The sequence below is a fragment of the Methylophaga sp. OBS1 genome, from assembly GCF_026319365.1.
Genome location: NZ_JAPDMS010000001.1, coordinates 339,021 through 362,083, shown reverse-complemented (window position 1 = coordinate 362,083; position 23,063 = coordinate 339,021). Strand labels below are relative to the sequence as shown.

Annotated in this window: 21 protein-coding genes; 4 read left to right on the top strand and 17 right to left on the bottom strand. The window is 51.2% G+C overall.

What is annotated here, in order from left to right:
- Positions 1-9 precede the first annotated feature (9 nt).
- Together OMQ46_RS01760 and fae are read right to left on the bottom strand one after the other, a co-directional pair.
- Positions 10-537 carry a hypothetical protein gene (locus OMQ46_RS01760; RefSeq protein ID WP_266235335.1) on the bottom strand — a complete coding sequence of 176 codons (528 nt, stop codon included), beginning with the start codon at positions 535-537 and terminating at the stop codon, positions 10-12.
- Positions 538-664: 127 nt separating this feature from the next.
- Positions 665-1,213: a formaldehyde-activating enzyme gene (gene fae, locus OMQ46_RS01755; RefSeq protein ID WP_266235333.1), complete on the bottom strand. Its 549-nt coding sequence runs from the start codon at positions 1,211-1,213 to the stop codon at positions 665-667.
- 355 nt (positions 1,214-1,568) lie between these two features.
- On the opposite strand from fae, the gene OMQ46_RS01750 reads away from it, so the two are divergent.
- Positions 1,569-1,970: a group II truncated hemoglobin gene (locus tag OMQ46_RS01750; protein ID WP_266235332.1), complete on the top strand. Its 402-nt coding sequence runs from the start codon at positions 1,569-1,571 to the stop codon at positions 1,968-1,970.
- Positions 1,967-2,719: a competence/damage-inducible protein A gene (locus OMQ46_RS01745; protein WP_266235330.1), complete on the top strand. Its 753-nt coding sequence runs from the start codon at positions 1,967-1,969 to the stop codon at positions 2,717-2,719. The genes OMQ46_RS01750 and OMQ46_RS01745 overlap by 4 nt, the downstream gene beginning before the upstream one ends.
- Here OMQ46_RS01745 and OMQ46_RS01740 read toward each other — a convergent pair.
- Positions 2,698-3,618, bottom strand: a complete 921-nt coding sequence (locus tag OMQ46_RS01740; RefSeq protein WP_266235329.1) for an AEC family transporter — start codon at positions 3,616-3,618, stop codon at positions 2,698-2,700. The two genes, OMQ46_RS01745 and OMQ46_RS01740, sit on opposite strands and share 22 nt — an antisense overlap.
- Before the next feature lie 209 nt (positions 3,619-3,827).
- Here OMQ46_RS01740 and OMQ46_RS01735 point away from each other — a divergent pair, with 209 nt between their 5' ends.
- Positions 3,828-5,726, top strand: a complete 1,899-nt coding sequence (locus OMQ46_RS01735) for a LapD/MoxY N-terminal periplasmic domain-containing protein (RefSeq protein WP_266235328.1) — start codon at positions 3,828-3,830, stop codon at positions 5,724-5,726.
- Between the two features lie 20 nt (positions 5,727-5,746).
- Positions 5,747-6,412, top strand: coding sequence for a transglutaminase-like cysteine peptidase (locus tag OMQ46_RS01730; protein WP_266235326.1), 666 nt, complete (start codon positions 5,747-5,749; stop codon positions 6,410-6,412).
- A 1-nt stretch (position 6,413) separates the two neighbouring features.
- Here the strand turns inward: OMQ46_RS01730 and OMQ46_RS01725 are convergent, their stop codons facing one another.
- The 14 genes from OMQ46_RS01725 to rapA form a co-directional block, all read right to left on the bottom strand.
- On the bottom strand, positions 6,414-7,097 hold the full coding sequence (locus OMQ46_RS01725) for a hypothetical protein (RefSeq protein ID WP_266235324.1): 684 nt from the start codon (positions 7,095-7,097) through the stop codon (positions 6,414-6,416).
- Positions 7,094-7,873, bottom strand: a complete 780-nt coding sequence (locus OMQ46_RS01720) for an FTR1 family protein (RefSeq protein ID WP_266235323.1) — start codon at positions 7,871-7,873, stop codon at positions 7,094-7,096. Before OMQ46_RS01720 ends, OMQ46_RS01725 begins: the two co-directional genes overlap by 4 nt.
- Positions 7,874-7,877: 4 nt before the next feature.
- A complete protein-coding gene (locus OMQ46_RS01715; protein WP_266235322.1) occupies positions 7,878-8,201 on the bottom strand; it encodes a cupredoxin domain-containing protein in 324 nt (107 codons plus the stop codon).
- Between the two features lies 1 nt (position 8,202).
- On the bottom strand, positions 8,203-9,525 hold the full coding sequence (locus OMQ46_RS01710) for an ATP-binding protein (protein ID WP_266235321.1): 1,323 nt from the start codon (positions 9,523-9,525) through the stop codon (positions 8,203-8,205).
- Positions 9,522-10,181, bottom strand: a complete 660-nt coding sequence (locus OMQ46_RS01705; protein ID WP_266235320.1) for a response regulator transcription factor — start codon at positions 10,179-10,181, stop codon at positions 9,522-9,524. Before OMQ46_RS01705 ends, OMQ46_RS01710 begins: the two co-directional genes overlap by 4 nt.
- Positions 10,162-10,821, bottom strand: a complete 660-nt coding sequence (locus tag OMQ46_RS01700; protein ID WP_266235318.1) for a tetratricopeptide repeat protein — start codon at positions 10,819-10,821, stop codon at positions 10,162-10,164. The genes OMQ46_RS01705 and OMQ46_RS01700 overlap by 20 nt, the downstream gene beginning before the upstream one ends.
- Before the next feature lie 10 nt (positions 10,822-10,831).
- Positions 10,832-11,617, bottom strand: a complete 786-nt coding sequence (locus OMQ46_RS01695; protein WP_266235317.1) for an SDR family oxidoreductase — start codon at positions 11,615-11,617, stop codon at positions 10,832-10,834.
- Positions 11,605-12,273, bottom strand: a complete 669-nt coding sequence (locus tag OMQ46_RS01690; protein ID WP_266235315.1) for a TenA family transcriptional regulator — start codon at positions 12,271-12,273, stop codon at positions 11,605-11,607. Before OMQ46_RS01690 ends, OMQ46_RS01695 begins: the two co-directional genes overlap by 13 nt.
- On the bottom strand, positions 12,274-13,722 hold the full coding sequence (locus OMQ46_RS01685; RefSeq protein ID WP_266235313.1) for an AMP-binding protein: 1,449 nt from the start codon (positions 13,720-13,722) through the stop codon (positions 12,274-12,276).
- Positions 13,719-14,426 (bottom strand): thermostable hemolysin, encoded by a 708-nt coding sequence (locus OMQ46_RS01680; protein ID WP_266235312.1) that lies wholly within the window; start codon positions 14,424-14,426, stop codon positions 13,719-13,721. Before OMQ46_RS01680 ends, OMQ46_RS01685 begins: the two co-directional genes overlap by 4 nt.
- Positions 14,427-14,512: 86 nt before the next feature.
- A complete protein-coding gene (locus OMQ46_RS01675; protein ID WP_266235310.1) occupies positions 14,513-15,745 on the bottom strand; it encodes a TolC family protein in 1,233 nt (410 codons plus the stop codon).
- A gap of 67 nt (positions 15,746-15,812) precedes the next feature.
- Positions 15,813-18,935, bottom strand: coding sequence for an efflux RND transporter permease subunit (locus tag OMQ46_RS01670; protein WP_266235309.1), 3,123 nt, complete (start codon positions 18,933-18,935; stop codon positions 15,813-15,815).
- Positions 18,935-20,167: an efflux RND transporter periplasmic adaptor subunit gene (locus OMQ46_RS01665; RefSeq protein WP_266235308.1), complete on the bottom strand. Its 1,233-nt coding sequence runs from the start codon at positions 20,165-20,167 to the stop codon at positions 18,935-18,937. Before OMQ46_RS01665 ends, OMQ46_RS01670 begins: the two co-directional genes overlap by 1 nt.
- Positions 20,168-20,213: 46 nt before the next feature.
- A complete protein-coding gene (rapA, locus tag OMQ46_RS01660; protein WP_266235306.1) occupies positions 20,214-23,051 on the bottom strand; it encodes an RNA polymerase-associated protein RapA in 2,838 nt (945 codons plus the stop codon).
- Between the last annotated feature and the right edge of the window lie 12 nt (positions 23,052-23,063).

The window sequence follows — 23,063 nt, the reverse complement described above, 5'->3', positions numbered from 1 at the left end:
CGCTCCTTGTTATGTTTCCTGGTTATCCCAGAGTTCCTGTTCTGGCCCGTTTTCACGCGTCCAGACCCGGTTGCCGATAATTTTAAACTGTGCGATTGACATAGCGCCGCGTTTTTTACGGGCACTGTCCGGTTTGCTCTCCATCGCTGCGGCTATCGCCTCACGACTGGCTTCGAAGATTTCGTCCGCTTCGTATTCTTCATCAAATAGGACCAGCACGGCAAAATCCCAGTCCTGATCCGGGTTGAGCTGACCAATTCTGGGGCTGGAGCGGGTATTTTCGAAAATGGCGCGACCTTTGATGATAAATTTTTTGTCTTTGCGCTCTCCAGACAGACCCAATGCGTCTATTGGACTACCGGGGTCATCAACTAAAGAGAGATTGAGCGCTTTGGCAGCATCAAACCGGGCGATTTCACCGGTCACAGGTAAGGTACTGCCAGTAGTCTGGCGATATTTTGCTGCCAGCTGCCGGGTTTCATGCATCAATTTATCTATGGAGTACAGTTCCATATCTACCTGGGTGGAGTGTGTCATGAGGCTCATTATACATGGCAAAAAAAACGGTCCACCCACTGTCGTAGACGGACCGTTAATTGTGCGAGGCTGTGAATCAATCCTCTTTATGACAGACCACAGCTAAATAACTGAGTTTCATGTTATTTTATTTTTTTGCATCCAGTTCTTTCTGGTAATACTTATGAACCAGTTTATCCTGATTCTCCAGCAGATAGTCGATGCTAGGTTCATTGTTCATCGCTTTTTCCAGCGCGCGACGGGTCGCTTCACGATGAATGTTGAACAGCGCTTCATGATCCAGATCTTCCACAGTGGTGATGCTTGGGTTCAGCCACACAGAAACGATGATACCCAGATCGTTGACCTTTTCTTTAGGGATAGTACCGTTACGAACCGCATCCAGAACACCGTTGGCGATCGCGCCCTGGACGGTACCCATCAGAATATTGGTGTAAGCCGTTTTCTTAACGGTGACCTTGCTGACCATGATGGTGGCTGGACGAACTTGCATATCGGTGTTCATCAGTGCCAGTACACGAGAATGGCCCTGTACCTGGTCACCCATCAGGTTGGCGAAAGCAGTACCGAATGGACCATCCAGTTCACCGATAACTACTTCTGGTTCAGCCGCTGTGAAAGCGGGACCACCACCGACCAGTGCTTCACCGGTACGCATTACGATTTTATCGCTCATTAAGATTCTCCTTAAGATTGGACGTAAAAAAATGCACCATTATCCCGCTCTGAGTGACTCGTCGCAACCCGCGCCCCATCATGTTCGACAAGCGTTGGCAGAGTAATCAACCATATACAGCGGCTTGATGGCAGCTGCAAAACAAAGCCTGGTGGGTAGAAATAATTTGAGTCTGTCGGAATTAACAGAGCAAAAAGCGATGCCCTGCGCGATTTAATAGCAAACACTGTCTGGCATGAACAAGGCAATACATATTATTGATTATTGACAAATTTTGTCCCGGCAGGCACTAAAAGCTTGCTTTATCAGTCAGACAAGGCAAGTTAAACTAGCCTTTTTCCATAAGCTAAAAACCATGGCAGATATTGCAACACCCTACGAGCGCATCGGCGGCGAAGCCGGTGTCAGAAAGCTGTGTCAGACTTTCTACCAGATCATGTGCGAGACAGAGCAGACACAGTTGATCCGCAGGCTGCACCCCGAAGACATCAGCAGCAGTGAAGAGAAACTGTTTATGTTTCTGAGCGGCTGGCTTGGTGGTCCGCCCCTGTTTACAGACAAGTTCGGTCATCCCCGGCTCCGGGCACGACATCTGCCCTTCTCTATCGGTATCGAAGAACGCGACCAATGGCTTTACTGCATGGCACAGGCTCTGAAAACGATGGATCTTGACCGGCTATTTGCAGAACAATTAATGTCCTCATTTGTACAAACCGCTGACTTCATGCGTAACAGACAGGAGCAAACCACGGGATGAAAATCGGGGCATTGATTATCGGTGATGAAATCCTATCCGGTAAAAGACAGGATCGTCATTTTGCACATTTACAGGAAGTGCTCGCCGCACGTGGACTGGAGCTCAGCTGGAGCCTCATCGTCGGTGATGATGCCGCCGATCTCGAGCGTGCCATGCGCTTTTCAATGGCGAGTGATGATTTGGTCTTCAGTTTTGGCGGCATCGGCGCAACCCCGGATGACCGCACCCGCCAGACCGCTGCACTGGTTAAAGGTGTGCCCCTGGTGCCACATCCTGAAGCGGTCAAGGAAATCGAGGACAAGTTCGGTGAAGCGGCTTACCCCAATCGTATTCTGATGGGACACCTGCCCGAAGGCTGCAGGCTGATTCCCAACCCGGTGAACCGCGTGGCGGGTTTCAGCGTCGATAATCATCACTTTATGCCTGGCTTTCCGGAGATGGCCTGGCCGATGGTGGAATGGTTGCTCGACAACGAATATGCCCATTTGCGTGATCTGCGACCACGCAGTGAACGTATTATCCGCATTACCAGGGGGCGCGAGTCCGACCTGCTGCATACCATGAATCAAATTGTCGATGACTATCCTGATCTGCTTTTATCCAGCCTGCCTCACTTGGGCGATGAGCCCTATATCCTGTTCAGCCTGCGCGGTGATGAACAGCAGGTGGAACAGGCCATGGCCGTGATGATTGCCGAAATCGAGAAGTCCGGGTTTATCTGGGATGATCAGGCTGGCGGCAGAAAGTAAAACCAGACTGTCAGCGTCAATACGCTGAGGACTGTGGTCAGGAAAACCGCTGCAGCATAAATCGCACTGTCGAGACCATACCGCTCACAAATTACAATCCCGAATATCATGGTCGGCATCGCGGCCAGTAATACCACAGCGGTGGAAATATCCTGTGGCATAGACAGGCCATGACTGACAACAAACGCCACAATAGGCGCTATCAGCAATGAAATCACGCCGACCGGTAACAACATCGGCAAAAATTTCAGGCGCATCGTATCCCAGCGGATACTCATTCCCAGCGCGATCAGCATCAATGGCACCACGCCGCCCGATAGCGTCGATAAGGTGTTGTGAACGAGTTCTGGTCTGGGGACGTCCAAGATATTCAACAGCATGGCCACAGCCACAGCCCAGAGCGGAGGTACTTTTCGCAACTCACGCAAGGGGTGAACTTCCCGACCGTCCGCACCAAAATGATTAGCCATTAAAATGCCCAGGGTCAGCAGTACCGGTGTACAGGCGAATAAATCAAATTGAAGTACAACTGAATTACTCCATTTACCCAGTACCTGATCAGTGACCGGTAGCCCCAGATAAGTCGCATTGGGAAATACGGCGGCCAGTAGTAAGGCTCCTTTTGTCGGCCGGCTGGTCTCGAAAAAACGGAGTACCAAAATCATCAGCAAAGCAGAGACCGCCAAGGTCGATAAAGCGACCAGCGAAATTTTCATTGAAGTGAGATCAATCGGCGCGCCCCAGATGACATCCAACACCAGTGCCGGCAGCAAAATATAAAATACCAGATCAGTCAAAGCCCGGCGGTGAGCCAGCGCGGGGATATGCCTGGGAGCCAACAATCGCCAGAGTGTGCCAAAGGCAATCAGCAGCCCCATCTGCAACATGGTCGACAACATGCCATTCGCCTTGCGGGGAGAAAAACTGATCCTAGCAACCGCTGCACTAAAACAAAAGCGCTGTGAATGCCCGAATCACCTTGCCTGATGCTGGTTGGCAGCGTATCTTTAACTGAATTTCATCATTAACTTGAGATAGACCAGAAGGATAGCGAAGGTTTATCAGATGGTGAATTAATTCTGCATTGGCCTGTTTCGAGGAACGCATTATGTCTCTGTCCAAGCAACTCCTGATCCTGATCAGTCTGATTTTCCTGATTGTCTTCTCGGTCAGCTTTTATTTAAGCATGAACAATATTCGCAATTACCTGGAGGTGGAATCTCAGATTCATGTTCAGGATACCGCTACCTCGCTGGGTTTATCTTTGAGCCCGCATATGACTGATGAGCAGGATCCTATCTTGCAGACAATGATGAATGCCATCTTTGATATGGGCTATTACAAGGAAATGCGCCTGGAAAATGTGGATGGTGAAAACCTGGTCACACTGACCAATCCAGTACAGATGGAAGGCGTACCCGACTGGCTGATAAGACTGTTACCGATGAAAACTGCCACAGCGCGAACTGAGATCAGCTCGGGCTGGAATATTTCCGGCAGCCTGTATGTCACCAGCAACCCTTCCTACGCCTATCTCAAACTGTACGAACAAGCCAAGGAGACGCTGCTTTATTCCCTGTTTATTTTCCTAGCGGCCTTCCTGCTGTTAATGCTGGTACTGCGATTGACGCTTCAACCACTGCGAGACATACAGAAACAGGCTAATGAGATTTCCAGTGGTAATTTCACCACAATTAACAGGCTGCCCTGGACCACCGAGGTGCGCCATGTCGCGAACTCAATGAATGGCATGTCACGTAAAATCGGCGATACCATTGCCCGGCTGAATACCCGCCTCGACTCACTCAGTGACAGCCTGAAACGCGACCCTCTGACCCGTCTGCTCAATCAGGCAACATTCAGTGTCGATGTCAAACGCGCCCTCTCTGCGGGTAGTCATGGTTATGTGCTGTATTTCAAATTTGATGATCTCGCTGCCATTAGCAAAGAACTGGGCAATCAGAAAGTCGATAAATTACTGCAGTCATTCGCCGAACTACTGCGTAAAAATGCCCCTGAAGAGGCTGATGTCTACCGTCTTTACGGCTCTGAATTTGCATTGATCAGCCCAGACTCAGATGTGAATTCGGTCACAGCTTTGGCTGAAAGACTCAAGCACGATATCAATGAGTTAGGTCAACGCTATGAGCTGGATGACATGGTGCATACCGGTATTGTGTATTTCGATAAGACCAGTGAATTTGATCGCCTGATGCCGGCCTTGATCGAAGCTTATGAACAGGCCAGAAACATTGGTCAGAATGCCTATTTCATCAAGCAGGACAGCATCAGCTCGATGACTGAACAGGCCTGGCGCGAAGCCATCGTCCATGCTATCGACAACAACACACCTGAAATCACTTTCACGGCTGAAGCTTATAATTACAATACCGATATTCCCCTCAAGGTGATGCAGGAAGCCTTTACCGTGGTCAAAGACGCCAGCGGCAAGGCGCTGTCCATCGGTACCTTCTTCTCCGTTGCACAAGAGTTTGATCTGGCTGAAGATCTGGACAAAGTCATCGTCAACAAAATCATTCTCAAAATGGAAGCCGAAAACATCACCACGCCGGTTACCATCAACCTGTCAATGCCATCGGTGTCATCGCTGGCATTCCACCGCTGGCTCAAAGCCCGTATGGAACAAACCAGCCTGGCTAATCATCTGTTGGCTTTTTCGGTGACCGCTTATGCCGCAGCCAAGGATATTGCGGCCTTCGACAGTTTCAGCAGCTTTGTCGAGTCTCAGGGAGCAACCGTGCTGTTAAAACGTTATTCCTCCGACATCATCCCTGTCGAAATGCTGCATGATCTGCACATCGACTATATACGACTGGCGCGGGATCTGACACATAACATCCGAGGCAATGCCAGCAAGCCAGACTTCCTTGAGCTGATTCAGGAAGTATCGAGCCTGATTGAAATTAAGGTGCTGGCTGAATCGGTAGAAGCCGATGAGGACTTTGAGATTGTGAAACAGACCGGCTTGTTTGGTATCAGTCGCTGAGTCTGATCGCCGGGGATTAAATGCGTCTTTACCGTCACAGTCTGATAACGCTGCTACTGGCTTCGCTGCTGTTTGCCCTGCCGGGCATCGCCAAGCTCAATATCAGCGATGAAGTACTGGCCCGCATCGAAAGCCAGTACAATAAATTCGCGCGCAAACGCGTTGAAGGCTGGCGTGAACTGGTAGACGATCCGGCCAATCACGACTTACCGGAAAAAGAAAAGTTGGAACTGGTCAATCAATTCTTCAACAGTAACGTGCAGTTTATTAACGATATCGATTTGTGGCAGAAAAAAGATTACTGGGCGACGCCACTGGAAATGCTGTCTATCGGTGCCGGCGACTGTGAAGACTACTCAATTGCCAAATACTTCACCCTCAAAGAGCTGGGCGTCGATGAAGGCAAGCTGAGAATCACCTATGTTAAGGCCATTGAAATCGATCAGGCACACATGGTGCTGACCTACTTTGAAACCAAGCGCTCAGTACCGCTGGTACTCGATAACCTGATTACCGATATCAAACCGGCCAGCCGCCGCAATGATCTGGTGCCGGTCTACAGCTTTAACGGTACTGGACTGTGGCTGGCCAAATCCCGTGGTGAAGGCCAGCGGGTTGGCGAAGCTTCCAAACTCTCGCTATGGAATGATCTGGAGAGACGGATGAAGGAACAGGCACTGCAATAAGCTAGAATTCGTATTCAGCCAGTAGTCGCAATGTAGCATCCGGCGTTTTTTTACTGAGACCGAGCAGAATGCCAGTTTCCCAATGTAACTTTTTACCGGGACCGAAGCGGATATCTCCCATCGCAACGGGTCCCAATGCCCGGGTATTTTCACCACCATAAAACTCAATCGCCGGCTCAAACTCGGGTGAAAGACGATAACGGGTTTGCAGGGCGACAGCTGTTTCAAACTCATCCTTGATCTGATTACCCCATTCGTATTCCAACCAGAAATTGGCTGCCCCGACCCACCTGCCCCACTGTTTCTCCATTAACAGGGCAGTGGCCAGCTCCCATTCATCTTGGTGATGGGCTTTTTCCAGTTCAACCAGCATGCCCCAGTCAACTGGATATTCGCCCTGCTCGGTCAGTTGGATCCGCGTTTCCAGTTCATAGCCTTCCAGTCGGAAAGTATCGCCCTCTTCAACTGCCAGCAGATAACCCTCGACAAAGACCCGATCATTTAAGGATTGTCCGATACCCAACCGCTGCAAGTGATCACCGTCCGCAGCCACCATCCGCCATTCCACTTCCCGCTCCAGTGGCTGAACATAAGGGTGATAGACCTTATCAATGGCAAGGTCATCCGCCATCACCAGTCCGGGAAGCATCAATACTGGCACGATGATGAGACGGATGAATTTCATGATGACTTTCCTCTGAACATAAAACTGATAGCAGCAGCTACAACCAGCAGGACTATACTGCAGAAATAAGCCGCAGCCTGCTGCGGTGCCGGTGTTGCTTCATAGCCGACAAGAGCATAGAGCAATTGGCCTACCGCTGATCGTTCACTGATAATCGCAGAACTGTCCCACACCGGTGCGCTGGCGGCGATGTAGTCTGCCTGGATCATAAATTCGACTGCCTGCGCTACCATGCTGCCACCAATCAGCAGCAGAATCAGGTAACCCAGCCAGATACCATGGCTGGTGCGCATATTGACCAGCAGATAGTAAAAAAACACGCCAACACTGAGTCCAATGCCGGCACCAACGGCACTGCCCATTAATACCGGGCTGAGTAAATCCGGAATACCGATAAAGCCTTTAATGTAAAGGATGATTTCAGAGCCTTCGCGAACAATAGCGGTGATAACGGCCAGTACGATGGTCATAAGATTGATGCGTCGCCACATGGGGTGTGCCTGATGGGGCACAGTGATCATAAATATCAGTAAGGCAAGGAAAATCACGCTGTGTAATACAGCGTTAAGTACCTCTTGCCCCGTGCCCTCCATCGCCATTGAGATCGCGCTGAGATTCACCGCGTAGATATACGCGCCGCTGAAACCGATTATCAAAGCCAGCAACATCCACCACAGATTACGGTTCAGCAGCTGACTCAGCGCCAGAAACACACTGATGATCAATGCCGCTTCCAGCACTTCGCGCAGAATAATAATGACTGCATTCAATAACATCACATCACTCCGCGATCACTTTGCCCTGGGCGGTTTTTGGGAAAAACTCGCCGAAGAAGGGATATTCACCGGCCGGTAGCGGGCCGATAAAAATAATGGCTTCGCTGTGACCGGCAATCACCTTTTCCCGGTTTAGTTCATAGCTCTCGAATTCTTCTGCCGTCGGGTCCAGGTTTTTTACCAGCAATTTAACCTTGGTATCAGCCGGAATCCGCACCTCATCAGGGAAGAACAAATGATCCTTGATCTCGATTTCAATCACCGGCGGCCCTGCCATAACCAGCGGTGACAGACAGCATAAACTCAGCAGAATAAAAAGTTGTTTCAATTTAGCTTTCCCCCGGAAACTCAATGGTCACGCCCAGCCCCTGCCCCAGCGATGAGGGTCCGAGCTGTATCCGGGCATGATGCAAATCGACGATGTGACTGACAATGGTGAGCCCCAGACCGCAACCGAGTTCGCCACTGTCGTGCCTGTCGCCATCAACCCGATAAAAACGCTCAAATACCCGCTGGTACTGTTCAGCCGGGATGCCGGGGCCGGAGTCTTCGACTTTGAGCTCTACCCTGTTGTCAAGCAGCCGCACGCTGACCCGGATTTCCCCACCCGGGGGCGTATATTTGTTGGCATTGCTTAATAAATTCTGTAGCAGGGTTTCCAGTGCAAACCGATTCCCAGGTATCAAGGCGGGCTCGCCATCCAGTGATATGTTCTGCTGCTTGCGCTCAAAACGGGCAAAATCAGTGGCAATCACTGTCTGCGCCAGCTTGTAGAGATCGACCGATTCGAAACGGTCTGATGCCTGGTCCGGTGAGCTTCGGTACAGGGCCAGAATCTGTTCAATCAGATGCCCCATGCGTTCAATACCGGCCTTGAGCAGGGCCACGTCCTCATCTCCCTCCCCCAAGCGTTGTTTCAGATTATATAAATGCACTTTGAGTACACTGATGGGGGTTCTCAGCTCATGCGCTGCATCAGAAGCAAAGCGCTGTTCCCGGTGAAAAGCATCATCCAGTCTGCCCAGCAGAGCATTGGTATTGGAAACAACCGTCATCAGTTCATAAGGCACTCTTTCCAATTGAATCGGACTCAGATCATCAGTCCTTTTAGCGCGGACCTGGTCAGCAAACTGTTTGAGCGGTTTCAGACCGATGCCGACGGCCAGCCATATAATCAATGCGGCGACCGGTATACCAATCACAATGGGCAACAAGGATTCCAGTACCACCTCCTCAGCCAGGCTATAGCGAATATCGATACGCTCTGCCACCACAATCCAGCGGTTCAGATGCTGATCACGGTAGACAAAGTTACGCCAGCGATAACTATCGAAGTTGATCTCATGAAAACCTTCACTGAGTTCGCCGGTGACAAACCCGGGCGCATTTCGGGATCGCGTGAGCAACTGCCTGCTGTCACTGTCCCAAATCTGAAAATAGGTGAACGGCGTCTGCTGTTCGGCAATCCCCTGCTGAATCGCCTGCTCGGAATTTGCAGAAGCAATCAGTCTCGCTGTGCTCGCCAGCCTCGAGTCAAACAGGCTCTGCGCCTTTTCCATACTGGACTGATAACCATGTAGCAAGGCGACAAAATTCACCAGCGTGATCGTCGCCAGCAGCGATAGCAGCAGGAACAGGCGTATCGACTTCATGCCACCTTGATGGTGTAACCGACACCACGAACGGTCTTGATGAAATGCTCAGGCAGCTTCTTTCTGAGATGATGGATATGCACCTCAATCGCATTGCTGGCAATCTCTTCACCCCAGCTGTAGAGCTTGCTTTCCAGACTATCGCGGGTCTGCACCCGTCCGGTATTTTCCATCAGCATTTTGAGCAACATAAACTCACGCCGGGAGAGTTCAATCTCTTTACCTGAAACCCTGACTGTCTGCGCTTTGGTGTCCATCGTGACTTCACCGATTGTTAATCCGGCATGTTTAAAACTGCTCAGCCTTCTTTCGAACACTCTGAGGCGGGCGAGTAATTCATCCGTTTCAAAGGGTTTGGCTAGGTAATCATCAGCACCGTTATCCAATCCCGTGACTTTATCTTCCAATGAAGCCCGGGCTGTCAGAATCAGTATGGGTAGTTCTGCATCAAGTTTACGAATGGCTTTGAGCACCTCCTGACCATCCATATCCGGTAAGCCCAGATCCAGCACCAGCATATCCGGTGCTGATGTAGCAACGGCACTGACAGCCTGCTTACCCAGCGTCAGATGGTTAACAGTAAAGCCTTCATGTTTGAGCGACCGTTTGAGTCCCTCTGCCAGAGAGGCATCATCTTCAATCAGCAATACCTGCATGTTGATGTGTTCTCAGTTGATAACGAACTTGCTGCAATGCGTCGGTGATTTCCTGTTGCCGCCCCTGATCTGCCAGTGGCCGGTCCGGCCGTGCCGGTGCCTGCCGGGCTTTCAATAAATACTGCTCTGCTTTTTCGTATTGTCTCTGATCCAGCATAAAAACCCCATAAAAATAATTACTATCGATACCATCCGGGTTAATCGCCAGCGCCTGTTTCAGTAGTTGCTCGGCTTTGTCGTTGTCGCCAAAGCCCAACGGCCAGCCGGGGACTTTGAAATACAAAGTACCGAGACTGGTATAAGCGGAGCCGGCTAGCGCCTTGTCATTGATCTTCAGCGCCTGTTCAAAGTCAGCTTTGGCAGCTTTAGCCAGGCCCAGCGCCCCCAGCCCGCCTTTGATGCCGGCATAGCTTGACTGCACAATACCGCGCCAAATGAGAGCCTCGGCAGATGCGGGATTCGCCTGCACCACGGCATCGGCCTCTTTCAGTAAACCCTCAAAGCGGGTTTGCTGCGCTTTGCCCTTGATCTGATAGTTGGCTTCCGCCCAGTGATGCTGGACTTCAGACACCTGTTCCATCACATCAGCAGACGCTGAAAAACTGACCACCATCGCCAACAAAAATAAATATATTTTCATGGTTGATTCCTCACATATAACGTTTAATCACAGCCAGCTGTTTCTGGAAAGATCTATCCACCAGGGATGGAAACAGGCTGTTGATACGCACGAATAATTTCTCCGGCCAGCCCAGGTAACCGCGCTTGTCGTGGTTTTGCAGAAAACTGACCAGTTCAGCAGCGACCTGTTCTGGCGTATCCATCGCATTGCCCAATGCTTTGTTCATCTCATTAACCCGCTTATCATTGAGTGCGGTTTGAGTGGCTCTTGGCGCGAAATAACGCACTGCGACCGAGCTGTCCAGCAGTTCACGGCTTAATGCTTCACTAAATCCCCGTAAGCCGAACTTGGTCGCGCAATAAACGCTGTAGCCTGGCATCCCGATACTGCCGAGAATGGATCCGACGTTAATGATGCTTGCTGACGGCAAACGGCTGAATAGGGGCAAAAAGTCACGACAAAGGGCAATCTGGCTGATCAGGTTCACGGTCACCAGCTTGTCGAGTTGCTCATCACTATAATCAGTCAAGCGAGCAAACTGGTTGATGCCGGCAATATTGATCAGCATTTGCGGCGGTGACAGCATCTCGCTGCAGCATTCGACCAGTTTGCTGCGGCCTTCAGCTGAGGCCAAATCGGCTGCCACGGTGTAATGTTTGTCATTAAAACCGTGATTCAGCTGTTCCAATTTATCGCTGTTGATATCGGTCAATACCAGCGTGGCCCCCATCGTGCTCAGTAATTCAGCGACAGACTGGCCAATACCGCCTGCCGTCCCGGTCAGGACAATCGTTTTATCTTTCAGACTGTGCATGGCATTGCATCTCCAGTCAGGCTACGAAAAATATTGCCGTAGAGATAATAAAAACGCTGGGCCGAGCGGATAATCAATTCCTGCTCTTCCGGCTCAGTTATCTGGTTCATCAAGCCTTCAAAAAACTTCACATGGTCCTGATCCAGCGCCCCATGGGAACGCAGGTAACTGAATGCCTGATTGGGCAGTTTCAATGTCTGTTGAATCGATTCTGCAGCGCGGTCTGCAGAAGTAATACTGGTCCCTTCCAGGACATGCACCATACCGAAGAAGCCCAATGGATTCACACGCTGGGCCATATCATAGGCATAGACGACCATCAGCTCGGTATGCAGATTGGGCTGACTATTTCTGACAGCTTCCTTATCTCCACCACAGGCGGCAATATCATTTAATATCCATTCCTGGTGCCCCACTTCCTCCTCAATGTATTCAGCCACCGCTGTGCGCAGCCACTCTTTGCTCTCAGGTAAGCGGCCGCCGACGGTCATCAAAAGCGGCACCGTGTGTTTCACATGATGGTAAGCCTGTGTCAGAAAATCGATGTAAAGCTCAGTATCAATGTCACCGGAAAAAGCCCGCTGAAAAATCGGGGCTGAAAAAAGCTGTGCTCTTGTCTCGGTAGTTTCAGCCTGTAAAACATCAAAAAAAGCCATTCACGCCTGCTCCTTAAAAAGATGATTAATTTCTGCTTGATAAATTTGGTCTATCCGGTCGCGAACCGGTTTGCCGTTGGCTGTCAGCGTGCCGTTTCCCTGGTTCAGAGGCTGAGGCAGCCGTAACCATTGCTTGATACGGGCGTAAACCGGGAGTGCCTGATTAACCTGCTGTAACCAGTTATCGATAAGCGCATCGCTTACCGCTGATCGGGCATAAATCAGGGCGATGCAAAACGGCCGTGCATCTCCTGTAACCACGCACTGAGCAATGACAGGATTGGCCAGGACTTCGCTCTCAACCCACTCCGGATTGATATTGCGTCCGAAACTGTTGATGAGCAGATTTTTTCGACGACCGAGGATATGTAGAAAACCGCTGTCATCAATAAAGCCGAGATCCCCGGTTTTCACCTGTTGCTGATACCAGCTCGCCGGCTCATTCACGTAACCGAGAAAAGCATTGCCAGACACAACAATTTCATTGTCTTCTAACGAAACAGCAACATGTGGGAGTGGCTTACCGGCACTGCCCTGCTGATTGTCGGTAGTGCTGTTGAGACTGACGACAGAACTGCACTCGGACAAACCATAGCCTTCATACACGGGCAAACTCACTGCCCTCGCGGCTTCCAGTAAACCGTGGCCAACCCGGCTGCCGCCCACGGCAACGAATTTCAAGCTACTGGGCGGCTGCCAGCCTTGCTGAATGATGTGGATCAATGCCGATAACAAGCCCGGCAATATAATCAGGCTCTCTGGCTGTATGGTCTCCAACGCGGCGGCCAGTTTCTGCACATCAAAGTCACTGGCGCCATTGAAACCGAGTTCAGCGGCCGATAGCAGCATCACCTCGCCGCAACTAAGTAAGGGCGCGTAGACGCCGGCAATATTTTCAAGCAGGGTCGCTAAAGGTAAAACACAGAGGTGTTTGGTCTTTTCCAACCCGATGCGCTTTAGCAAGGCCTGAGCGACATTGATCTGATTGGCTTCACTGAGACACACGCCCCTGGGTTCGCCAGTGGAACCGGAAGTGAAAGTGATTTTGACGGTACCGTCAGGGGTTTTTGCCTCTGACGTTGGATAGACCGGCTGAATCTTCAGTTGGTTTGTCAGTGGCTCTCCCTGGAAATCAACACTGTCTTTTATCAGTGCGACCGCACCACTTTGTGCTATCGCATGCTGCTGTTGACTGTCACTGAAGAAAGCCGGCAATGGCAGTAATGTCACTCCGGCTTCAAGACAGGCCAAATCAGTGACAACCCAGTCGATTTGATTGTCTGCAAGCAAGGCTACAACCTTTCCCTGGTAGGGCTTGAGAATTTCAGCAAGTAGCTGCACTGCCCCAATCAATTCAACCCGGGATAAACGCTGGTGTTTATCCGTTACCGCAACGGCTTCTGGATTTTCTGCAGCCAGTTCGCGTAATCGCTGAACGATCAGACTCATTGCGGCAGCCTGGCAGAGACATGTTCAATTTCATCAGCATACTGATCACACAGATGGGCCATCAAAGGATGACTGTTCATAGTACTGAAGCTGCGATCAATATTGGCAGCCAGCACAACGGGCTTGTCGTCGTAGTAGGTTCCCCAGTTTGCGCCTTTATCAGGCAGACGTTTCGGGTCAGCCTCGGTAAGCACAAATGCCGGGATCTGCAGCCTTGCCAGCCAGCTTTTTACGGCGCTGTTAGCTGTGAATACCACCCATTCATAGCCTGCGGCATAAAGGATCTGTGCCAGTAACAAAAACAGGGATTGTGTTGCACGCTGTCTGCCCGAAGCGAGATTACCTATCTCAACGATTCGGTGGCGGTGGATTTCGCTTTGCGTGACGAGTCCAAGTGTAGTTTCAATATCGCAATCCAGGTAAAACTCCAGAAACAAACGACGGAGAGAAGCAGGCTGAAAACCCAGTGCAGCAGTGATACCTTTATCATCAGCCGCTGACAGCAGCATGGGAAGAAAGGTGTTGATATCAGCGCCATACTGGTGAGCAAAGCGCTGATAGATGAACTGCTCTACAGCTGTCCTGTAAGGGGTATCAGGGGTATGCAGCTTCAGTGAATACAGGGGTAATAAGCCCCAGTTGGCTGAGTGCCGTTTGAATTGCCCGTGTTCGGGCACAAGATTATTGAATGAAACTGCTTCCATATACCACTCCAGTCTGTGACATTTGAGACACAGATTAGCGTGGTAGTCTTAACGAAAAATTAAGCGAAGAAAACGTTGATGAAAATTTAAAGAATGATGCCTAGCGCCTGATTTACCAATGCTTTTTGCTGCTCGATCTGAACCTCAAGTTCGCGTTTTCGGCTGCGGCTTTCATTAGCCAGCACCTGGCTGCGTAATAAATCAATCAGATTGATTTCACCCAGATCAAAAGCGCGTTTTTGCATCTGGTAATACTCATTGGTGGTCTGGTTCTGTTTAGTGGCCAGTTCCAATTGTTTACGAGTCGCTGATAGGGTTTCCTGAGTGGCCAGCAGATCCTTGTCTAACTGACGCTCCAGTTCCTGTCTGATCACCTGCGCATCGGCCAGTGCCGCCGAACTCTCAGCCACAGCGACCTTACTGTATCTTTGATTATCAAGCGGCATACTGAAACCAATGCCAAGACTGTTATTGAAGGACTCACTGTCATCACCCCGCTCACGACGCACTCCAACGGAGATACTGGGATTCACACTGCCTTCAAAGCGGGCTATTCCCATTTCCGCCTGCAACCTGGCGATGATCTGATCCTGCATTTGCAGGGCTGGATGCTGGGCAGGAACGTCTGTTCGTTGTTGAGGAACTTCCGTCACTGTGACCGGTAAAAGTTGCAATCCCGTCATTAATTGATAAATTTTAAGCTGCTGCGATAGACGGGACTCAGCCGCAATCATCTTGCTGTGTGCTTCCATTGTGTTGCTGCTGGCCAGCAGCGCTTCATTGGCTGCCAGATCACCGGCTTTCACTCTGGATGCCACATCCTGTTCCAGCTTTTTTGCTATTTCCCAGGCTTGCTCAGCCTGTTCAAGCTCCGCTTCTGCCAACTTTAGCTGCCAGACCAATTCCCGCACTTCACCCGAAGCACGCAAACGGAGTTGATTCTGATAGGCGGGTAATTGAGCCAGGATTTTAGTCGATAAAGCCTGCTGTGCCTGCTGCTGGCCGGGCAACCATAACGGCATATCCACACTACCCTCCCATTCCTGCAACCCCTCTCCACTGCCGATAGCATCATTAAAATGATCAAGGTTGGCAGTCGCAGGCTCAGCAAATAAGGCATTGCCCAAGGCATCATTTGCCTGCTGCAACTGGCCGAATTTGTTCTCTGCCTGTTTCCCCGGCAATCGCTGGTAGACCTGCTCGGTGACAGTACTCAGAGAGAGTGTGTCAGAGTAGTAGTCCGGTGTCAGCTCGCCTGCGCTGACAACGAAGGAATGAGTGACCAGAAAACTGGCAATCAGGTATTTCAAATAAGACATGCTGGCCCCTTACTATCACGCCAAACAGCTACTATTACGGCATAAGCTTAATACAAACTTAACCAGACTAACTTTTTTGTGGCACAAGCTTACCACTGATTTTGTCTGCAGCGCTCTCATGTACGGACAACATGGCCGGTATCACCAGCAACACCAGCGCAGTGGCGAACATCAGTCCAAACGAAATCGATACCGCCATCGGAATCAGGAACTGGGCCTGCAGTGAAGTCTCAAATAACAGTGGCGTCAGACCGCCAATTGTGGTTAATGAAGTCAGTAATACCGCGCGCAGACGCTGACTGGCCGCTTCGATAATCGCCTGCTGCGTGCCCAAGCCTGATTCACGCAATTGCTTGAAGAAGGTGACCAGAATAATGGAATCATTCACCACAATCCCGGACAGACCGAAAATACCGAACAGAGACAGAATCGTCAGATCGATCCCCAGCAGCCAGTGACCGAACAAGGCACCGATCAGCCCGAAAGGTATCGCTGACATCACCACGAGCGGCCAACCGTAAGATGCAAATACCCAGGCCAGTACCAGGTAAATCATGACAAAGGCAAGCAACACGCCCTGCACCATATCACCAATCGTTTCCGCCTGTTCTTCAGCACGACCTTCATAAGCCACATTAACGCCATAGCGCGCGCTCAACTCCGGCAGGAAGGACTGTTGCATATCTGCCAGAATTTCATTGTTGTTATTGACCGTCGCATCGACCGTCGCGGTAGTATGAATTGCCAGTTGGGTATCAGTATGACGCAGCACATCAAAACCACGGCGGGCATCAAATTCGACCACACTCGACAGCGGTGCACTGCCACCGTCAGGCAGGCGGATCATAAAATTCTCCAGTGTAGCCAGTGTGTTGCGTTCATTTTCCGGCAACATGACCCGCACCTCGACCTCATCATCACCATCCTGGAATATCTGAACCAACTGGCCGTCAAAAGCGGCGCGAAGCTGCCGGCCGACATTGTTCAGCGTCAGACCCAGGACTTCACCCTGACCTTTGATCCGGTAAATCAACTGCTCCTGACCATAGGGCATATCATCTTCTATGGCACTGACGCCAGGATAGGTTTTGAGCTTTTCGGCGATTTCCTGAGACGCCGATTTCAGCGTATCTGCCGGTGCGCCTGTGAGCCTGATATCAATATCACTGCCCGGTGGGCCACCCCGACGTTCGCTGATGGTAAAGGTTTCGATGCCGGGTGGCAGATGAATCTTCTCACGCCAGGCATTAATAAAATCTTTATTGCGGATATCGCGTTTATCCGGTGAGATCATTTCCAGTTGAATCGAGCCGAAGCGTTCATCCACCTGCGACGTCGCGTTGGGGTTGGCTGCACTGGCTGTGCTTTGGCGCATTACTGACAGATCCAGTAATTGCGGCCCCAGTTCCTGTGCTGTTTCATCCAGTTTCTGATTCACATGAGTCAGGAACCGCTCAACATGTTCAGCAGGCGTACCGGCAATAAAGCGGGCATTGGCCACAATCGTAGTGCCCTCAGGGGATGGGAAAAAGTTAAACAGTATCCGACCACTGGCCAGTAAACCGATAGCCACTATCAACAGAGCAATCGCTGCTGCAATTGTAACCCCGCGAAAATTGACGGCATAGGTGACCAGCGGTTTGAAAGCATGATCACGAAAACGGTGAAACTGCGAATCGAGATAACGTCTGAATCGTCCCGGTTCAGCATGGTGCATTGTGTGAAAAGAGTGTCGTAAATGCCCGGGAAGAATCAGAAAACTTTCGATCAAAGAAGCAATAATCACGCAAATGACCACAAAGGGAATATCAAACAGAATATTGCCAATAACACCGCTAATCATCATCAGAGGTAGAAAAGCAGAAATTGTGGTCAATGAAGAAGAAATAACCGGTGCTAGCATCCGTCTGGCCCCACCCTCAGCAGCGGTAAGAGAGCGTTCACCATGCTGGTAATGAGACAGCGCATCCTCACCCACCACAATGGCATCATCCACGATAATCCCCAGTGACATGATCAGGCCAAACAGGCTGATCATATTGATACTGCCGCCGAGTACATAAAGCACTGACAGTGCCGCCATAAATGAGACCGGTATACCGACTGCGACCCAGAACGCAACACGCCCATGCAGAAACAGAAACAAGACGCCGAGTACCAGTAACAGACCACCGAGACCGTTATATAGCAGCAGGTTAATCCGCTCCTCAATCAACTCCCAGGCGGCATCGAACACTTTGATTTTGACACCATCCGGCAATTCATCGCGGCTGTCTTCCAACCATTGTTTCATGATCTCCGCAGATTTGAGCGCATCGGCATTTTCTGTGCGCTGCAGCTCAATCTCGACCGCAGGCTGTCCCTGATAAAACACCTTGACCTGATTACGCATCGGCCGCCGTTCAATCTCAGCAACATCATCCAGCATCACCAGACCGCCGGCATAATCCGCCTTCAACAGGAGATCACTGAAGGCATAGACATCGCGTTTCTGACCTTCGCTGCGAAGCTGTCTGGCGGTTTCATTATTGCCGACTTCGCCGGCAGGCAGATCCTGACTCTGCTCCCCGACCCTTTCGCCAACCTGATTGAAACTCAGGCCTAATGCCTCCAGTTCATAGGTACTGAGCTGGATAGCAATTTCTTCTTCCGGCAGACCGGTGATATTGACCCGCGAGATACCTCGATCCAGCAACTCATGTTCGATCTGATGGGCTAAATCACGCAGCTCATCAAGCTCGCCATCACTGGTGATCAACAGCCTGGCCACCGTGTCATAGCGCGTGACCAGGCTTATTTCGGGCGTTTCCGAGTCAGTGGGAAGGTTGCGGATGCGGGCAACGTGGTCCTTGACCTGATCCAGTGCGCGGCCCATATCGGCATCTTCTTCGAATTCCAGCGTGACCAGTGATGAGCCGTAAGACGATGTGGAAGTCATCTTGTCGACATAGTCGATGGTGCGCAGTTCCTGCTCTACACGTGTGGTCAGGGACTCCTCAACATCCTCAGCACTGGCACCGCGCCAGGTGATACTGATGGTAATGATGTCGAGTGCGAAGTTCGGAAAAAACTGGGTGTTCAGCCGGTTCAGGGATAATGCCCCGGCAACCAGCATCATGATCATCAGCAGATTCGCCGCAACCCGGTGCTGAGCGAAAATCCCGATAAAATCGCGTCGATGACCTTCCATCAGTCTGCGACCTCAACTCTGAGCCCGGTAATCGCGTTAGGCAATTGCGTCGCAGCAATCAAGTCACCCGGACTGAGAGCATCACTGCGGATCAACAGACTGTTTTTACCTGCTTCACGCTCGATTTCACCGACACGCTCTATGGCCACTGACTGCAAATGCCCTTCGTCAATCCGGTAAACGCGATCCATACCGTATAACGCACTGAACGGTACTTCGATGACGTTGTTCTGTTCAGCCAGTTGCAGTTGAAGTTCGACAAAGGTGCCCAGTGGCAATGGCGTCATATTGTTTTCAATACGGAACAGACCATCGATACCACCACTGTCCTGTCTGACTTCACCGGACAGGCGATTGAGTGAGAGACGGATCAACTGATCATCGACTTCCGCCTCAGCCTGCAAATTTCTGCCCTGCTGCAGCATTTGTCGGACCTGAGGAATATAACGTCCGGGGATTTGCGCCCTGACTTCAAGGTTGTCGAGATCATACACAGTGAGCAGAGTGTCACCGGGGCGCACCCGGTCGCCTAGCGCTACTGTCAGACCGGCTACGCGACCATCAAAAGGCGCTTTGATTTCAGTACGACTGAGATTAACTTCAGCCTGCGCCAATAAGGCTTCTGCGCGTTGCTTGGCAGCCTGTAACTGAGCCAGCCTGATCTTATGGTTATCAATATCGAACTGCAGCTGTTTCAGTGCCAGCGCCTGCTGCTCGTAAGCGGCCAGCGTATCATCCAGAGAAGCCTGTGAAGCCAGCCGGGTCTGCTCCAGTTTACGGGCACGCTGAACAGCCTTGTCAGCAAGTTCCAGTAACTGTTTCTGATTGGCCAACAGCGCCTTATCACGCTGAAAGCGCTGATTCTCGGTCTCGATTTGGGCCTGAGCCTCTCTAACATCCGCCTGACGCTGCTGCAGTGTGAGCTGAATATCAATATCATCCAACTTGATCAGGGTCTGTCCTGCGGTGACATTATCGCCTTCCAGTACATTCACTTCGATGACATCGGCTTCAAGCGCCGCTTTCAGACTGGCGTCGCGCGGCGTTTCGACCCGGCCGTAGATGGTGACTTCCGGCGCAATACGCTGATACTCAGCCGTTACCGCTTCAACCAGCCAGGCTTTTTCCTTTTTTGCCATTGCCGGTGTTTCCGGTTCACTGACTTTGAGCAACATGAATGCCACAATGGCAAAGCCGATAATGAGAATGGGTAACGCGATTTTTTTTAACAACTTATGCTCCAAGCAACCATCATGAGAAGGAAGAGACTGTCCGTATTCAGTTGGATTCAGTCACTATCGCGATCCGAACCGCATCCAGGCTTAATTCGGCTGATTGTATCGTATTCGCCAGAGCGTGAGTGAGTGTCGACATGCTATCAATCTCATCCTGGCGAATCGCAGGATTCTTCTCTGCCAGCGCTTTCAGGCGTACTGTTTCAGCTGACATTTCCTGCTGCATTGATGCCAGCGCTTCCCGTCTCAGCATTTCACCGGGTTCCAAACTGGCGCGCTGGGCCTGCTGGATCAGTTTTTCCAGCTGTGGACGGGCATGGCGTATGAGTTCCTGCGAGGTCGCCCGAGGGATACGTCCTGCCAGTTTGTTGAATTGTCTGTCTGGCAGGCTGGCCTGGTGCTGACGGCCCTGCTCGTCCACCACAATGCGCAGATAGCGTTGCGGTAAGAAGCGATCCACATAGGTCTGCAGTGCGCCGATGGCCTGAACCTTGAAAATGGCTTCCAGCAGGAGCGTGCCGGGGTTAAATAAACCGCTTTCGAGAGTACAGAAAGCACTGTTGCCGATTTCGGTGTTCATTACCAAATCCATCGCGCCCAGTACCATGGGATGTTCCCAGGTTAGAAAAGCCATATCTTCACGGCCCAGCGCCCGGTGGCGTTGATAGGTCGCAGTCAGACCGTCTTCGGGTAATTCCGGAAAGGGATAAACCATATGGTTACCCGGCTCGATGATGATGCTGTCGCTGCTGTGAGGCTGCTGTTCGACCCCGAAGGCATCAAACACGTCATCCATAAAATCTGCCAGTTCCAGCCCGCGGGTGGCCTCTTCCAGTTCAGCGATAATATGTTGCGCGGCATCGTCATCGAAGGAGTTACGTTCCAACAGACGATTACGGCCCGACTGCAGGCTTTCCCTCGCTTTTTCTGCCGTATCGCGGGTCATTTCAATCAGCTCTATCAGCGCTTTATCATCAGCAGGCTGATTCAGACAGGCTTCCAGTTGTGCCTGAGTCGCCTTATGAACGGCATCGCCGGCGGCAAATACCTGTTCAAAGGCATTCATACCCTGGTGATACCAGTTCAGTAAGACCTCCTGCGCTGTGCCTGCAAAATAAGGCACATGAATATCGACATCATGCTGTTGACCGATACGGTCCAGACGGCCTATACGCTGTTCCAGCAGATCCGGATGGCGTGGTAAGTCCAGCAGTACCAGGTGATGACAGAACTGGAAGTTACGCCCTTCACTGCCGATTTCAGAGCAGACCAGAAGCTGCGCCCCATCCTCCTCCTCGGCAAAATAGGCGGCGGCGCGATCACGGTTCACCAGTGTCAGCTTCTCATGGAAGGCCGCACTCCTAACCCCATGATGCACGCTGAGATGGCTGTCGAGCTGTGTTGCGGTATCGGCACTGGCACAAATCAGCAGAATTTTTTCGCCGCGATGGGCCTTCAGGAAATCAATCAGCCAGGCAACCCGTTTATCTTCGATGAGCCAGTCATGACCCAGGACTGTTTCTGCTTGTAAGGCATCGATACCGGACAACCTGCTATCGGCTTCCAACGGGTAGCGATGCAGGATTCGTTCAGGAAAACCTTTCACCACATCACGGGTATTACGGAACAACACCCGACCGGTGCCATGCTGATCCAGCAGCTGTCTGATCGCCGCCAGTTTTGCTGCATCAAACGCCTCATGCTGCTGTAAATCAAGCAGAGCTTGCTCGGGCAAATAGGATTCAAGTGCCTTTAATAAGGGTTTGAGCTTTTTGTCATCAGCGGATTGCAGTGCATCCAAATCATCAATTAAATCCGAAATCGGCTGATAGGCAGCTTCCTGTTCTCTGAAAGCTTCCAGATCATGAAAGCGTTCCGGATCCAGCAGGCGCAGACGCGCAAAATGGCTGTCGATACCCAGTTGTTCAGGCGTGGCTGTCAAAAGCAGCAAGGCAGCAATGCGGGCAGCGAGCTGCTCAATCAACTGATAGGCAGGACTGCTGTTATCGGGTTGCCAGTATAGGTGATGCGCTTCATCCACAATGAGCATATCCCAGTCTGCCGCAAACAAATCTTCCTGCATCACCGGGTTTTCGAGCAGATCGTCGAGGCCGCACAGTACCAGCTGGACACTGTCAAAGGGATTCCCCTCATCAAGCTCGACCAGTGCCAGATGACGTTCAACATCAATCAGACTGAAGCTCAGATTGAAGCGACGCAGCATTTCAACCAGCCACTGATGCAACAAAGCATCCGGCACGATGACCAACGCGCGCTTCACTTCACCGCTGAGAATTTTCTGATGCAGAATCAGCCCGGCTTCAATGGTTTTACCCAGACCGACTTCATCGGCCAGCAGCACGCGAGGCGCATGACGCTGGGACACCTGCTGCGCAATATAGAGCTGATGTGGCAACAGCTGAACCCGGGCCCCCAGTAAGCCAAAGACCGCTGAACTGAACAGTTCATGCTGATAAGACAGCGCCTTGGCACGCAACTCAAACTGACTGTTTTTATCGACCTGGCCGGCGAACAGGCGATCCTGAGGCTGATTGAAATGCACCCGACTGTCGAGATCCATTTCATGAAAGCTGACCGCTTCCCCTTCTGCGGTCTCACCCTGATAAATCATACAGCCATTGAAAGGCTGCACGGCAGAGATAGTAAAGCTCTGTTGCTCGCGGCTTTTGACCTGCTCGCCTTCGGAGTAGATCACTCGACTCAGCGGCGCATTATTGGCCGCATAAAACCGGCTCTCAGCGACCGCCGGAAAGAAGACCTCAATTTGACGGCCACTGATTTCTTTAATGATGCCAAGGCCCAGCTCTGCTTCGCTGTTACTGACCCAGCGCTGGCCGATAATAAATTCAATTTCTGACAATGTTTTTCCCCG